14 protein-coding genes and 1 tRNA gene are annotated in these 13778 nt (G+C 47.0%); 6 read left to right on the plus strand and 9 right to left on the minus strand.

Going from position 1 to position 13778, the window contains the following annotated elements:
• Positions 1-21: 21 nt before the first annotated feature.
• From rlmD to PPG34_RS02635, 4 genes are all read right to left on the minus strand, one after another.
• Complete coding sequence (gene rlmD / locus PPG34_RS02620) at positions 22-1317, minus strand: 23S rRNA (uracil(1939)-C(5))-methyltransferase RlmD (RefSeq protein WP_313831582.1); 1296 nt, start codon at positions 1315-1317, stop codon at positions 22-24.
• Between the two features lie 50 nt (positions 1318-1367).
• Positions 1368-2741 (minus strand): sigma-54-dependent transcriptional regulator, encoded by a 1374-nt coding sequence (locus PPG34_RS02625; protein ID WP_313831583.1) that lies wholly within the window; start codon positions 2739-2741, stop codon positions 1368-1370.
• 107 nt (positions 2742-2848) lie between these two features.
• Positions 2849-5149 carry a sensor histidine kinase gene (locus tag PPG34_RS02630; RefSeq protein WP_313831584.1) on the minus strand — a complete coding sequence of 767 codons (2301 nt, stop codon included), beginning with the start codon at positions 5147-5149 and terminating at the stop codon, positions 2849-2851.
• A 204-nt stretch (positions 5150-5353) separates the two neighbouring features.
• A complete protein-coding gene (locus tag PPG34_RS02635) occupies positions 5354-5752 on the minus strand; it encodes a DUF1844 domain-containing protein (RefSeq protein WP_313831585.1) in 399 nt (132 codons plus the stop codon).
• Positions 5753-5942: 190 nt separating this feature from the next.
• On the opposite strand from PPG34_RS02635, the gene mazG reads away from it, so the two are divergent.
• Both mazG and PPG34_RS02645 read left to right on the plus strand, forming a co-directional pair.
• Positions 5943-6830, plus strand: a complete 888-nt coding sequence (gene mazG / locus PPG34_RS02640; protein WP_313831586.1) for a nucleoside triphosphate pyrophosphohydrolase — start codon at positions 5943-5945, stop codon at positions 6828-6830.
• Positions 6827-7456, plus strand: a complete 630-nt coding sequence (locus tag PPG34_RS02645; RefSeq protein WP_313831587.1) for a hypothetical protein — start codon at positions 6827-6829, stop codon at positions 7454-7456. Before mazG ends, PPG34_RS02645 begins: the two co-directional genes overlap by 4 nt.
• Positions 7457-7673: 217 nt before the next feature.
• On the opposite strand, the gene PPG34_RS02650 is transcribed toward PPG34_RS02645, so the two are convergent.
• The 3 genes from PPG34_RS02650 to ald all read right to left on the minus strand — a co-directional run bounded on the left by PPG34_RS02650 (position 7674) and on the right by ald (position 9328).
• Positions 7674-8081, minus strand: coding sequence for a hypothetical protein (locus PPG34_RS02650; RefSeq protein WP_313831588.1), 408 nt, complete (start codon positions 8079-8081; stop codon positions 7674-7676).
• 42 nt (positions 8082-8123) lie between these two features.
• Positions 8124-8200 (minus strand) — tRNA-Pro (locus PPG34_RS02655).
• A gap of 21 nt (positions 8201-8221) precedes the next feature.
• The gene (ald, locus tag PPG34_RS02660; RefSeq protein WP_313831589.1) at positions 8222-9328 is read right to left on the minus strand and encodes an alanine dehydrogenase; all 1107 of its coding nucleotides are present in this window, start codon (positions 9326-9328) and stop codon (positions 8222-8224) included.
• Positions 9329-9527: 199 nt separating this feature from the next.
• On the opposite strand from ald, the gene PPG34_RS02665 reads away from it, so the two are divergent.
• The 3 genes from PPG34_RS02665 (at position 9528) to PPG34_RS02675 (ending at position 10690) form a co-directional block, all read left to right on the plus strand.
• The gene (locus PPG34_RS02665) at positions 9528-9893 is read left to right on the plus strand and encodes a (2Fe-2S) ferredoxin domain-containing protein (protein ID WP_313831590.1); all 366 of its coding nucleotides are present in this window, start codon (positions 9528-9530) and stop codon (positions 9891-9893) included.
• 85 nt (positions 9894-9978) lie between these two features.
• Positions 9979-10398: a hypothetical protein gene (locus PPG34_RS02670; protein ID WP_313831591.1), complete on the plus strand. Its 420-nt coding sequence runs from the start codon at positions 9979-9981 to the stop codon at positions 10396-10398.
• 1 nt (position 10399) lies between these two features.
• Entirely contained in the window at positions 10400-10690 is a 291-nt protein-coding gene (locus tag PPG34_RS02675) for an ATP-binding protein (protein ID WP_313831592.1), read from the plus strand.
• 3 nt (positions 10691-10693) lie between these two features.
• On the opposite strand, the gene PPG34_RS02680 is transcribed toward PPG34_RS02675, so the two are convergent.
• Together PPG34_RS02680 and PPG34_RS02685 are read right to left on the minus strand one after the other, a co-directional pair.
• Complete coding sequence (locus PPG34_RS02680) at positions 10694-11737, minus strand: phytoene/squalene synthase family protein (RefSeq protein ID WP_313831593.1); 1044 nt, start codon at positions 11735-11737, stop codon at positions 10694-10696.
• Between the two features lie 9 nt (positions 11738-11746).
• Positions 11747-12184 (minus strand): cupredoxin domain-containing protein, encoded by a 438-nt coding sequence (locus tag PPG34_RS02685; protein ID WP_313831594.1) that lies wholly within the window; start codon positions 12182-12184, stop codon positions 11747-11749.
• A 309-nt stretch (positions 12185-12493) separates the two neighbouring features.
• On the opposite strand from PPG34_RS02685, the gene htpX reads away from it, so the two are divergent.
• Positions 12494-13378: a protease HtpX gene (gene htpX, locus PPG34_RS02690; protein ID WP_313831595.1), complete on the plus strand. Its 885-nt coding sequence runs from the start codon at positions 12494-12496 to the stop codon at positions 13376-13378.
• Positions 13379-13778 lie beyond the last annotated feature (400 nt).

The following is a 13778-nucleotide window of genomic DNA, read 5'->3' on the forward strand; positions in this document are numbered from 1 at the left end:
GGGGCCTGCTTAAAAGCACAGTTATTGGTGAGTAAATTCTACAAGGGTCTCAATATGCGCGGTCTGTGGAAACATATCAAACAGTTGAACACGTCTCATTTGGTATTCTCCCGCGCACAAACGGTTGGCATCACGAGCCAAAGACGGGGCATCGCAAGACAAATAATAAATCCGCGAGACCTTGGTCATCAGCAATGACTCGACACACCTTTTGCTTAAGCCTGTCCTGGGCGGATCCACAAGAATAACATCATAGTCATTGGGTTCAACCTGTTGTAAAAAATCTTCAGCCGTGGACGGGCGAAATCGGCATCGCCCAATGTGATTCACCGACGCGGATTTTCTGGCATCAGCCACAGCGAAAGGATTTTCTTCGACCACGGTAGCCATGGCGCCCTTCCTGGCCAATGACAATCCGAGACAACCAACGCCGGCAAATAACTCCAGGACTCGGACTCCAGCACAAGTTCCCAACCATTCCTCCAGGGTTTGGTAAATCATGGCGTAGACGGCCCAGTTAGCTTGCATGAACGATCGATCACTGATGCGAAACGCCATGTCCTGAAATTGTTCAAACAGATGATCTTCTCCACTCACCAAACGAACTGGTGCATGTTTTCGACCTGCAGGGGGCACCCCTGCGGTTACGACACATCCTGCCACGGCTGGAATATCTTGGAATGCCTTGAGAAGAGATTCGGCTTGGCCTTGAAACAGCTTAGGAGATTTCAAGATGACCAAATGGCTACCAAAGGCAGCGGAGGCACGCACTTCAAGGCTCGAGAGAAGGGCTGGTAGTCTGGCCATGGTCCCCAATCGATTTTTGATTTCCTCTACCACTGAACGAATAGATTCTGGAATCAGCAAACATCCGGAGGCTTCCACGGGCTTATGTGAACGTTCTTGCACAAATCCTAAATGAAAGGTCTTCTGGGCCTGAAACACAGAAAATCGAATCCATCGTCGATATTCGTAGGGAAATGGAGAAGGGACAGGAGGTAACGTCTCTTGGATCGTGATCTTCCCAATCCTGGCAAAGGCTTCTTCCAGCATTTGCTGTTTATAACGAAGCTGTGCGTCATACCGAATATGCTGGAATTGACAGCCTCCACATTGCTGGTATACCTGACAAGGTGCTTGAACCCGATTGGGGGAGAATTCTTGCACTTGATCCAATGTGGCAAACTGATAGGCCTGACGGGAATCTTCTGGGGTAATCGTCACCAGTTCCTCTGGCAACACCCCCCGAACAAAGGTGACTTTGGACCCGACATGGGTCAGTCCCCATCCACCCTCCACAATTCGCTCAATTTTCAAAGAAGTATGAGTTTCCATCGGAAGGAGATTCGCTTGCATCCGAGTGTCTGTTAGGCTTCAGGCCGAAGCTCGACATTCAGCAATTTAATTTTTCGATGTAAATGACTACGCTCTATCTGAAGATCGTCAGCGGTTTTCGATACATTCCATCCATTATCCCGAAGACGGTGGGTAATATATTCCCGTTCAAACGCATGTCGGGCATCTCGCAATGAATCATAGGTATCCAAGGCACTGACTCGATGGATCGCTCCATCTTGGCCTCCAGGCATAAAAGGAATGACATCCGCGGTTTCGATCACAGGTTTGGGGACCATAATCATGAGCCGTTCCACCTGATTGCGGAGCTCACGGATATTGCCAGGCCAGTCATGCCGAGCCAACACCTCCAACGCTCCATCTGTAATTTCTTTGAGTTTCATCCCCTGCTCTTCAGCATGGATACGCAAAAAATGTCGAACTAGCGCAGGAATATCTTGGCATCGATTTCGAAGTGGCGGCACTTCGATGGGAAGCACATTGAGCCGATAAAATAAATCCTCTCGGAAGGTTCCCTTTTCAATTTCCTGCCGCAGATCCTTATTTGACGCGGCAATCACCCGTACATTGACTTTAATAAGTTTGCCTCCCCCGACGCGCGTGAACTGTTGCTCTTGAAGCACCCGAAGGACTTTGGCCTGTGTGGCCACACTCATATCCGCGATTTCATCCAAGAAAAGGGTTCCGCCATCTGCAAGATCGAACTTTCCTCGACGCTGAGCCACTGCGCCGGTAAAGGCGCCACGTTCATGACCAAACAATTCGGTCTCAATAAGTGTTTCAGGAATCGCGGCGCAATTCACTTCCACAAACGATCGACTGCGTCTCGGGCTTTGAAGATGAATCGCCCGGGCCACAAGCTCTTTCCCCGTTCCATTTTCTCCGGAAATAAGCACACGACTATGGGTAGGCGCCGCAGCGGATATTTGCTGACGCAGAGTCTCCATGACAGGAGAATCGCCAACTAACTCGGAATGCCGTTCGACTTGAATACGGAGATTAAGATTTTCTTCTTCGAGCTTGCGCTGATGTAGCGCGTTGCGAACAAGAATAGTGACTTTTTCGAGATCAAGAGGTTTTTCAAGGTAATCATAAGCCCCAAGTTTAGTGGCTTTGACCGCAGTCTCTACCGACCCATGGCCCGACATCATGATCACCATGAGATTCGGAAATTGCTGACGAACACGCTTCAGAGTTTCCAGCCCGTCGATCTCTGGCATCCAAATATCAAGGATCACGAGATCGGGAGGTTCAGAGCGGATGAGCTTTAAAGCTTCCGCCCCACTCTTTGCCAGTGTTACCTGATGCCCCTCATCCTCGAGAATACTGCTGAGTGTATTCAAAATGGATGGTTCGTCATCAACGATACAGATGTTACCGGACATTCTTAATTACTTCCTTACAATACACGGCGAATCGACGGGATAGGATCTTGGGGCGCTTAAGAGATTGATCAAATACCGGCCTTACCCATCGTCTCTTATCTCAATTATTATGCAATTGGCAATTCAATAGAGAAGACCGCCCCCTGAGTTTGATGATTGGCCACTTGAATCGTGCCGTTATGGTCCGTCACGATGCGATGCACAATTGCTAACCCCAAGCCCGTGCCAGCGCTTCGTTTAGAAAAATATGGCAAAAATAATTTATCTTGATCCTCATGGCGAATCCCAGGGCCCTCGTCGATGACCTTGATCATCACCCGTTGCAGTTTCCAGTCCATTTCCGTGGTGACCCACAGCCGCCCCTTTTGTTCCATGGCCTGGATAGCATTGTCAAATAGATTCACAAAGACCCGTCGCATTTGTTCCCGATCCATATTGACCAGAGGTAAAGTCGGATCCAACGTCAGATGAAAGGTCACATCTCGGTGTCCTCCGGTATATAAGGCCACGACTTTTTCGATCACCTCATGTAACGACTCGCGCACCATGTGAGGAGCCGGCATTCTGGCAAATTTTGAGAATTCATCGACCATGCGTTTAAGGCTTCCTACTTCATTCACAATGACACCCGTGGATTGATCAAAAATATCTTCAAAGTCAGGAGCTTTATCGAAAAACTTCTTTCTCAAACGTTGCGCGGCAAGTTGAATCGGGGTCAATGGATTTTTAATTTCATGGGCAATGCGCTGGGCCACTTCTTGCCAGGCTGCAGTTTTTTGGGCCTTGATCAACTCGGAACGATCTTCGAATACCAACACAAACCCCAAATCCTTGCCAGATTCATTTCTCATCCGCGACAGGCTGAGGCCAATCGTCAACAGTTTGCCCTGCACCTCCATTTGGCCTTCTAATGTTAAGGTGTCCCGACCATCAACTAAAATGCGATCATAAGCTTCCTGAAATAAACTAAAATTATTTTCTTTAAATACGTCGAACACGAGTCGACCACGGACGTCATCGGCCATGACGCCTAGAATACGTTCTGCGGAATGATTGAACGTGGTAATCATCGCATGGACATCCAACGAGAGCACTCCAGAGGCAATGGTTTCAACGACCGCCTCCGTATAGGCGCGCCGGCGATCAGCTTCGATATTGGATTGCAAGAGAGATTGATTGGCTTGTTCAAGTTCGGCTTTGCCAGTAGAAAGATCTGTGGTCATCCGATTAAACGAATCGACCAGCGTGCCAATTTCATCGGTCGCCTTGACGGCAATGCGCACGCTTAAATCCCCTCGGGCGACGGCCTCCGTCCCTTCCGCCAGCTTTTGAATAGGCACAGTAATGCCTCGGGCCACGTAGAATCCAAACCAGGTAGCACTAAACAACAGTAAGACCGTCACGACAGCCACAAACAGATAGGCACCGGCTTTGATCGGATTTTCCATGGCTTTAATTTGCCGAAAATCCGTATACTGCCTGGCAATACCTTCCATTTTCGCGAGCAGAGACTCCGACACATAGGAACCCACGACCACCACGCCTTCAATACCATTGGGATCCCGATTGGATGAAATTGGAACGGCTGCTCGGATCAGCCGTCCAATAGGCGCTTCCTGAACCGAGGTCAGTTCTTTTCCCGTATCCAAGACCTGTAATACTAACTGGCCGACGGGCAGACTTAACATTGTGGTCGGCACGTCCGGATCAACCATGCGAGCTAGGGTTTCTAGTTTCGAGGAAAAAACTTCAATTCCAGTTAAATTCAACTCCCCTCGTTTGCGAGCCATCGCGGCCATGAGAATTTCGCGATGTTCGGGGCGCAACATATCTTCACGAAAGATTTCCTTGCTGATCGCCTGTGCGCTTTTTGTGGCCAACGCCGTGTGACCTTCATGATACATTCTGGCCATTTCTTCAGAATCTTTGAGCACCTGCTCAATTTGATCATTAAACCAAACCTTCATCACCTCACTGATTACGCCGCTGGCCACGAAGGCCAATAACACCGTAGGGACCAAGGAAAATCCGATAAAAGCAGCAATGAGCTTTGTTCGAAACCCAGATCCAAGCAATCGATGCCGTCGCTCAAAATAGGCCTTAATCAAATTCCGCGATAATAACAGGGTCAGCACTACTAATCCGACTACATCCAAGTACACAAGGAACAACACCATGGCATAGCTGGCGCTGGGCAGGAGAGAGTCGGTCTTGAGCCCCCCGGTCATCCCGTAACGAGCGTAGTACATCGTAAGGAGCAAACAGGGAATCAGGAGCAACAGAACGATCCAAACCGGTTTCAAATGTAGATGCTGCGCCTTGGGTCCCTGTTCGTCATCACGAATGAACCGCTCACGCAATTTTTTGGAGGGCATGAGGCGTGGGGCTAATTTAGAAGGAGATGCCATGATCACCGATTCAGAAACTGTCTGCTATTTTGATAACCTCGTGGATAATTCCTACGAATTTTGGCTCACCAGGAAAATCTTGGGAACCTAAAACTCAACCCAGGCTCGCTTGGCCTATTGTAAGCGGGATGGTGAAGGATTGGAATGGCATTCATGCCAAAGGGACATGACACTGGAATTCATGGTGAAGAGATAATGTAGATATTAAACCTTAGGTTTTTTTTCTGATGTCGCCTCGACAAATTTCATTCGCAGCGTGTAGAGCATATCTTTTATCACGGCGGCTTCTTCAGTGGACAAATTCCCTTTGGTTTTTTCCTCAAGCATGGAAAGAATATCAATGATTTCCTTTGCTTGCGGTAAATTAACTGGAGCATTGGGCTGATCGGGACTTAACTTTTCTCCCATCAGCATGAGAGCGGAAGTACCCAATGAAAAAATGAATGAAGAAAATGTCAGCGGCGGGGCATGTTCTTGAGATTTTTCCGAAGCTGCGTGAGAAGACGAGGAAGCTCCTGCCTCAGGCGCTGGAGTTGGGGATTCCTCACGAGCTTGCCCGCGTTTATCTCGAATGACAAACCCTTGTCCTTCTTCTTCAGCCAAGAATAAACTCCTTGATTATTCAGTGGTTAAAAATTATCACAATCAATACTTGCCTGCAAGGCAACGGGCATTGAAGAGCCCCTGGAAACAGGTATAATGGGGTCGGTTTAGCACTTGTTTCATTCTGTGGAAAAATTCGAAACAATCCACGCAACTATGAATCTTCCAACCAAAAGATCTCCGTCCATCCATGCCAACTCCTTTTGACGACCTTGTTGCCCTAGTTGCCCAGCTGAGAGGCCCGAATGGTTGCCCATGGGATAGGAAACAAACCCATGAAACCCTCAAGCCCTATTTAGTTGAAGAAGCGTATGAAGTCTTGGAAGCCTTAGACAAAGGCGATTCTAGGCAACTTCGGGAGGAATTAGGCGATCTTCTACTGCAAGTCCTTCTGCATTCGGAATTGGAGGAAGAACAACACCGGTTTTCCATGAATGATGTCATCACCGCCTTGCACGAAAAACTTATCCGACGACATCCACATGTATTTGGGGCCCTTCAGAAATCAGAGACGTCCTTAAATGCGAACCAGGTAGTGAATCAATGGGAAAAAATTAAACAGTCGGAACGGTCTACGGATGGTCGTGACGATTCCATACTGGAAGGTGTTCCACCATCCCTTCCTGCCCTATTACGTGCCTATCAATTGCAAAAACGGGCTTCACGAGTAGGGTTTGACTGGGAAAAGCCAGAACATGTCCTCGATAAACTTAATGAAGAATTGCAAGAACTTCGCGAGGCGACCGACCACCACCGGACCTTAATGGCTGGGAGTCCATCAGACCAAGGGACTTCTTTGGCGCTCGAAGCTATTGAACAAGAGTTTGGAGACGTGCTATTCACCATTGCAAATTTATCCAGATATTTACATATCAATCCGGAAGAAGCCTTGCGGAAAACCTGTAATCGTTTCGAAGGACGATTTAAACATATGGAACAGCTGGCCTCGAAATCTGGCAAGGGTTTACAAGAGCTCACCTCCACAGAATGGGAATCTTATTGGTCCATGGCCAAACAGCAGGAACAGGCATCCCTCAGCCAAGACCGCTCCTCTTGGGAACGAAATGAAAACGTATGAGTGATCCGGAAAACCAAGAAGGAAAACGAATCGGCATTCATCCTCTGATAGTCATTTTTGGTGTGATCATTGGTCTGTGGATTTTCATTCAAGCCATTATTCCCAAATCCAAAGACATTCAACCCCCCCAGGGCCATGAAACCCAAGCTGAAAAAACTGCGACAATTTTACAGGAAGCCAAAGAAACCAATGTCCCGACATTTAAAATGACCGCGGCAGTCCCATCCATGAATGCACTCAGCCTTCTTGTTCCAGGACAAACTACAGATAGCCAGGTCGTAGCTTTACTCCTGTATCTTCGTGATTCCCGCCGGGACGGGACCCTTTCATCTTTGCTCCCTGCCACCACACCTGACAATGAGCTCGGTCAATTTTCTATTGCGAATATCTATATTTTTTCTGATCCCAATTTTGCTGTTAAGGAAGCGATTACCATTTTATCGGTGGGTGCCCATGCCCCCGGTGATATCTATGGAAAGGAGATTCCGTACGAAGTCGCTATGAAACACGTACGAGGTCAATATGTGGTCAACCTCAACAATAAAGATCTACCGGAAAAAGGTTCTCTTGGTTATAGCGAGGAAGCCACAGGTCTCTATTCCCGGCGGTATCTCCCTATTTTTTAAATTTTTCTCCTCCTTTTTTGATAAGACTCCTGAGAGGTCAATGCGTAAAAAGCGTGATTCTCTTCCTGACTGCACGGAAGGAATTGACGAAAACCCGCCAAACCCTATTTAAACATCGTTTTAGAAAGTCGAATATTGAGAAAAAAGTCTAGCAGATAGTAGGAGACGACAACCAAGGTGGGAGCGAACTGTCTGAGGACACTAATACAAGTACGTTTTACACCCCTACCGTCTTTTGGATCTCTTGTCTTAGCTGGGAGCGAACTTCCTGCATCCAATGTTCGAGCTTCGGGTAAAGGTAGGCTAACGAATCAGTAAAGGGGCCAATCATGACATCACGCCGGTCATCAAAGAGACCTTCTTCATTAGCCAGTATGAGCTTTTGATCTCCAATTGCACGGGTAAGGATCTGGTTAATTCGTAGTTGCTGCCCAGCAGAACCTCCAGAAATTTCCAAAATTTTATTTTTTAAAACACCCAACTCTTCTTCCAAAGCTATTTTCACACGTATGCCTTGGGGCGTCGCCCAGTCCGGCCGTTGAACGGAATAATCATACGACATGGCTAACTCTTTTGGTTCCCGGTAAGGGCCCATGACATTTAAAATCGTATATTCCCCGCTCATAATAAGTTCACAACGGTTGTTCACACGGGAGGATAGAGGAAATGGTCGGGGCGAGAGGATTTGAACCTCCGACCCCCGCGTCCCGAACGCGGTGCGCTACCGGTCTGCGCTACGCCCCGATTTACAAAGAGAATTTCAACTCACACGACTATTGGCACATGACGAAACCCGTGGGCCTCAGCAACTGCCTGGTAGGTGACTTGTCCGTCTTTAATATTGACACCCTTGGCTAGCCAAGGATCATCGGAAATAGCCCGTTCAATCCCAGCATCAGCCAATCGGACTATAAAAGGTAGTGTTGCGTTGGTCAAGGCGTGGGTTGAAGTAACCGGTACAATTCCAGGAATATTTGTTACGCCATAATGCAGGACACCTTCAACTTCGTAAGTAGGTTCAGAATGTGTCGTCGGTCGAATCGTTTCGACACATCCACCTTGATCAATGGCAACATCAACGATCACAGACCCAGGTTTCATGGAGGCCACCATGTCCCGAGAAACGAGTTGTGGGGCTCTCGCCCCTTTAATCATGGCAGCCCCAATGAGTAGATCAGCATCTTCAATGGTTTTTTCAATCACGAGCCGATTGGGCACCAAGGTCGTAATGCCTCCCCCAAATCGCTCCTCCAACCGCACCAATTGATGGATATCCACGCTGAAGACCGTCACGCGGGCTCCCATGCCCACGGCAATTTGTGCCGCGGAGGACCCCACTCCCCCAGCACCAATAATAACCACATGTGCAGCTTTTACTCCTGGAACTCCTCCCAAAAGAAGGCCCCGTCCTCCACTGGTGCGTTCCAAATAATGGGCTCCAATTTGAATAGACATCCGACCGGCAATTTGACTCATCGGAAGCAACATGGGTAATCGACCAGCACGATCTTCCGTGGTTTCATAGGCTAAGGCCGTCATCCCAGAATCCATCAAGGCTTGAGTCAGGTCCTTTGAAGCCGCCAGATGGAGATAGGTAAACAAGGTATGATGCGATTGAAACAAGGGAACCTCGTGAAGGAGCGGTTCTTTCACTTTCAAAATCAATTTGGCTTTCTGAAAAACTTCCTCTTTGGAGGCTGCCAGTTGGGCGCCAACCCGAAGATAATCGTCATCCGAAAAGCCACTGCCCGCCCCGGCGTTCAGTTCTATCCAAACCTGGTGCCCATGTTGCACGAGGTCTCCAACTCCTTCCGGAGTCAATGCTACTCGAAATTCATGGTCCTTGATTTCCTTGAGAATCCCGATAATCATGTTTCATTCCTTTCACCAATGAATTCACGCGCATTTCCTGCACCTAGATTTTCATGGGCTGACGAGTCTTACTCATATTGTCTCACGAGAAACGCCGGAAGACTATGAAAATCGAGTGGCATTTCAAAAAACATTTCTTCAAATTTCAGTCAATCCAAAACTTGCCTGACCAAGGGGTTCTAGAGTATGAAAGGAGGATATGGGCGGGTTTAAACATCATATTTTCATCTGTCTGAACCAGCGACCGAAGGGTGACCCCCGTGGTTGCTGTGCTGATTCCGGGTCGGTGGAACTTCATGCCTTTTTCAAAAAAGAAGTTGAACGCTTGGGACTCAAGGGCATTGTCCGGGCAAATAAAGCTGGGTGTCTTGACCATTGTGAGTATGGCCCCAGCATCGTTATTTACCCGGAGGGCGTTTGGTATTGGGTGGGCAATCAAGCGGATGTGACGGAAATCATGGAGCGCCATATCTTGAAAGGAGAACTCGTTGAACGGTTACTCATGCCAGGTCACGATGTGCCTCCCATACAATTAGACTCTCGCGCTACGCCCCTTCCTCAATAAGCGGCAAAAGATCCCAGGGTTTCCAATCTCTCTTCATGGCGTATTGACATTTCGATACTATGTTTTCTGATGAAATGAGGGTTGCGTGGCAAACAACGAAGAAAAGTGGCGAGCCAATCAAGAGAAGGTCGCTTTTTTAAAACAATTTCCCGGTCTCATGCATACATGGGAGGAAGCTCAAGGGCAAACCGTGCTATCGATCATTCCTCTGAAATCTGATGCCAAGCTTTCCGTCCTGGTGATGACCAATGGAAATTTTACGATTGCGCATTCTCCGGAAACCGAACCCAAATATTTGCGTGAAGGCATTGAAACAGCTCGACCAACATTAGAACCGATTCACACTGAGGCCTTTGCCCAATATTCGATTCTCGCAGGCCGGGACAAAGAAGCAACACGAACCGCACGGCTCGAAAATATTCTAGGAGCCATCGAAAATAATCTCGAACAAATCCCTGAACTCAAAGACCGTATTCGCTCATTGGTACAGGAGTGGAATTCCTAACATGCGACGCCCAGCCAATATGCTCGATATGTTTTCCGGCGGGTTATTTGAAGGAGTAAAGCCTATGATGGTGACACGCGACCACTTGGTCAGACATCCAGATCGTTGCACCCACAACGCGGTGTGTATTCCAGTATGCCCAACAGGAGCCTGGCTCTCTACGCCACCCTTTAAATTTGATGAATCCCGATGTCTCGAAACCTGTAGAATCTGCCTCGATGCCTGTCCGACCCAAGCAATCTATATGGTGTTCAAAAAAGGCGAAAAAGTGATTGTGCCGCAAAAAACATAATTTCTAGCCCACAGCTTTTCGAAAATGTCCCCAATACGCTGTGCCCATATACTCGCTCCCGCCCGTCAGCGTTGTGCCGCAGACGATTCTATACACTTCCATTCGAGAAATTTTATGGGATTGCCCAGGATCTAAGAGATTGTCACAGGTTGTGAGCAAATGGAGCGTACGAAGCGCGATAAGAATTGGCCACATGCAAGCAAGACGCAGCCGGACCTCAAAACGTGGAATCGACATGGTATAAAACCATCCTTGATCAAGGTGCGCCAATGTTATTCCAACGAGTTTTTGCAATACGGGACTAAATTTGGACATATTTCTTTTATCCAAAAGATCTTTAGGTTCCAACCCGACGGCTTCCAACATTTCCCGCGGAATATAACATCGCCCTCGACGTAAGTCCCTCGGCAAATCTTTTAGGATATTCGTCAATTGCAGGCCTTTCCCGAATCGAATTCCTATTCGTATTTTTTGTTCTCGATCCCAGCGCCGACGAATGCGCGGAAGATGTGCACACATAAGATTTGTCCAAAACTCTCCCACACACCCAGCCACCCGGTAGATATAGGTATCTAAATCTGCGACGGTCTGGAGCGCGGAAAGGTGGGCTGTGGAATCTCCTGGAAACACTTTAAGGTCCATCTCCATGCCACTAATGAGAGTCGGAAGCACTTGACGAATTTCCTCTTGGTCTTCCGGACTCAATTGTTCATAAATTTGGAAACAGGACTCTAATTGTTCGAGCAATTTCCGTTCTCCCGGATGGCTTTGTTGGGGAGACATCATCGCTTGAACAGCATTGATCTCATCCCAATTTAAACGCTCTCGTTGAAATTGGAGTTTAAACTGTTGCAGAAACATCACACGCGCACTTCGATCGACTTGCCCCGTATCCGCCACCGTATCCGCCGCACGGGCAAACAGATAGGCAAGACCAACCTGTTTTGCCACTCGCGAAGGCAATACCGCCAGCGTGAGATAAAACGATCGAGAGACCTGTTTTAGGATGTCATGAAAAAGATATGACTCGTCTGGGGATGAACTCATGTGGACAGGCTACCGAACCTCCAAGTGACCTTCCATACCTTCTTCACGGTGACTTGGAAAAAACAGCAATTGTTTATCGCAAAAAAATGTATAGTGCCCCGGTGAAGTTAATAAAAGTTGAAGATTGACGACATCACCAGCGCTGACATCCACCTCATGATGAAGACCCATGGGGCTATTTTCAATTACAAAATTATGCGGGACCAAAAACGAATGGTTTTCCAATTGAATGGAAACCGGTATGTCGGATCGGATAATAATCTCATTTGGGGTAAAGGCATAACTCTCCATTTTGATGGTCACCCGCTGGACCCCATCTTCACCAGGAGTCAAGGTGATTTTGGACGGCTCGTCGCCCCATCCTACTACCGCTGGGAACAACAGGAATTGGAGGAGACTCCCCAATACCACCACTCGAAAAGATTTACGTAATTTCCGAAAAGACATAACGAGCAACATATTGCACATCAAAGCATACAACAAAAAGGAAAATTCCTACTAAAAACCACCCAAAATTCCAAGGGGAATGACCAAAATTAAAATTTCTTAATAATGGAACCCGACCTTGACTCATAAAAAAATGGTATTATATATCAAATAGTTAACAAAAATATTGAAAATTTTTCTCTTTCCACAATTCTCTCTTATGAGGTTGCCGATTTTGTCGTATAATAGTCCCAATAATTCAGTTTACAAGAGCCAGCATCAAAAAAAGTGGATAAAACAAAAGACACAGTATTCTAAAGGAGGAAACATATGAAAAAACTTAAAGGTATTGGATTGCTATTACTGTCCAATATTCTCATCATTGCCACTCTTTCAATTACCTTTACCATATTGTCGCAAGTTATCTTGCCGGCGTTTGGCATTGATGTCCGCGGCATTGTCTCAGGTCCAAATCTACTGTTTGCCGCATTTTTTGGTTTCGGAGGCGCTTTCTTAAGTTTGGCGATGTCGAAAACTCTGGCCAAAATGATGGTGGGAGCTTCCCCCATCACCCAACCCAAGACTCAGGCTGAACAGTTAATTTTTGAAACCGTTCAAAAAATTTCCGAGCGGCTAAAGATTGCTATGCCTGAGGTCTACGTATATGAATCCCCAGATCCAAACGCTTTTGCCACGGGGCCATCACGCAATAATTCGATGGTCGCGGTTTCCACAGGCTTGCTACAAAACCTAAATCAAAATGAGATTCGAGCCGTCTTAGCACATGAAATGGGCCATGTATATAACGGTGACATGTTCACCACGACTGTCTTAGCCGGTCTGATGAACACCTTTGTGTATATCATTGCCAACATGATTTACCGATTCTTGGCGGAACGGAGTGAAGGGATGGCGTTTGTGGCGTACTATATTATCCACATTGGGCTTTCCTTCCTTGCCATGATTCCTATTAGCTGGTGGTCACGGAGGCGGGAATTCTCTGCCGATCGGTTTGCCGCAAACACCGTTGGAAAAGAACACATGATCTCGGCCCTTCAAGCTATCAATCGATGGATTAACCAAGTCCAGTATCAATATCACAACGAAGATGCTCTAGCGACAATGAAAATCTCAGGTCAAACTCGAAGTTTCATGCAAATTTTCTCTACCCATCCTCCTATTGAAGCAAGAGTTGCTGCGCTACAAGATTTATAATTACGAATACTTCTAATAAATGAAGGCTGTCAGGATTTTTACATTAATGGCGGCCTTCATTTACTTCTTGTCCCTCACAGGCTTTTGTGACCCAACCAAAAGGTCAGGAAAAGGTCGTCTCGTAATTCCTATTAGGACAACACAAATCTAGAAACCTTTTTCAAAAAATCCCTCACACAAATATCACCCAATTCTACTCTGTATGGCCTCCTTTTTGATACTCGCATTAGGGTATCTAGAGACTCAGAGCGTTGCCGTTTTCAACTGCAAAATTTCCAACATCCAGGGCCTCTTTCACAAAAGGATAAGGCGAGGTGCGTATTTTCCGAAATTTTACATTCCTCCATTATGGTATTTTCCTTTGTAAATTTTAAAGAAGCAATTGTTTCAAGTCATTGCA

The sequence above is a fragment of the Candidatus Nitronereus thalassa genome, assembly GCF_032191465.1.
GTDB lineage: Bacteria > Nitrospirota > Nitrospiria > Nitrospirales > UBA8639 > Nitronereus > Nitronereus thalassa.

Excerpts from the sequence above, each read along its gene's own strand:
- mazG (WP_313831586.1), top strand. The coding sequence starts at position 5,943 with ATGCCAACTCCTTTTGACGACCTTGTTGCCCTAGTTGCCCAGCTGAGA.
- PPG34_RS02665 (WP_313831590.1), top strand. The coding sequence starts at position 9,528 with ATGGGCGGGTTTAAACATCATATTTTCATCTGTCTGAACCAGCGACCG.
- ald (WP_313831589.1), bottom strand. The coding sequence starts at position 9,328 with ATGATTATCGGGATTCTCAAGGAAATCAAGGACCATGAATTTCGAGTA.
- PPG34_RS02675 (WP_313831592.1), top strand. The coding sequence starts at position 10,400 with ATGCGACGCCCAGCCAATATGCTCGATATGTTTTCCGGCGGGTTATTT.
- PPG34_RS02650 (WP_313831588.1), bottom strand. The coding sequence starts at position 8,081 with ATGAGCGGGGAATATACGATTTTAAATGTCATGGGCCCTTACCGGGAA.
- PPG34_RS02630 (WP_313831584.1), bottom strand. The coding sequence starts at position 5,149 with ATGGCATCTCCTTCTAAATTAGCCCCACGCCTCATGCCCTCCAAAAAA.
- htpX (WP_313831595.1), top strand. The coding sequence starts at position 12,494 with ATGAAAAAACTTAAAGGTATTGGATTGCTATTACTGTCCAATATTCTC.
- PPG34_RS02625 (WP_313831583.1), bottom strand. The coding sequence starts at position 2,741 with ATGTCCGGTAACATCTGTATCGTTGATGACGAACCATCCATTTTGAAT.
- PPG34_RS02680 (WP_313831593.1), bottom strand. The coding sequence starts at position 11,737 with ATGAGTTCATCCCCAGACGAGTCATATCTTTTTCATGACATCCTAAAA.
- PPG34_RS02645 (WP_313831587.1), top strand. The coding sequence starts at position 6,827 with ATGAGTGATCCGGAAAACCAAGAAGGAAAACGAATCGGCATTCATCCT.
- PPG34_RS02685 (WP_313831594.1), bottom strand. The coding sequence starts at position 12,184 with ATGTCTTTTCGGAAATTACGTAAATCTTTTCGAGTGGTGGTATTGGGG.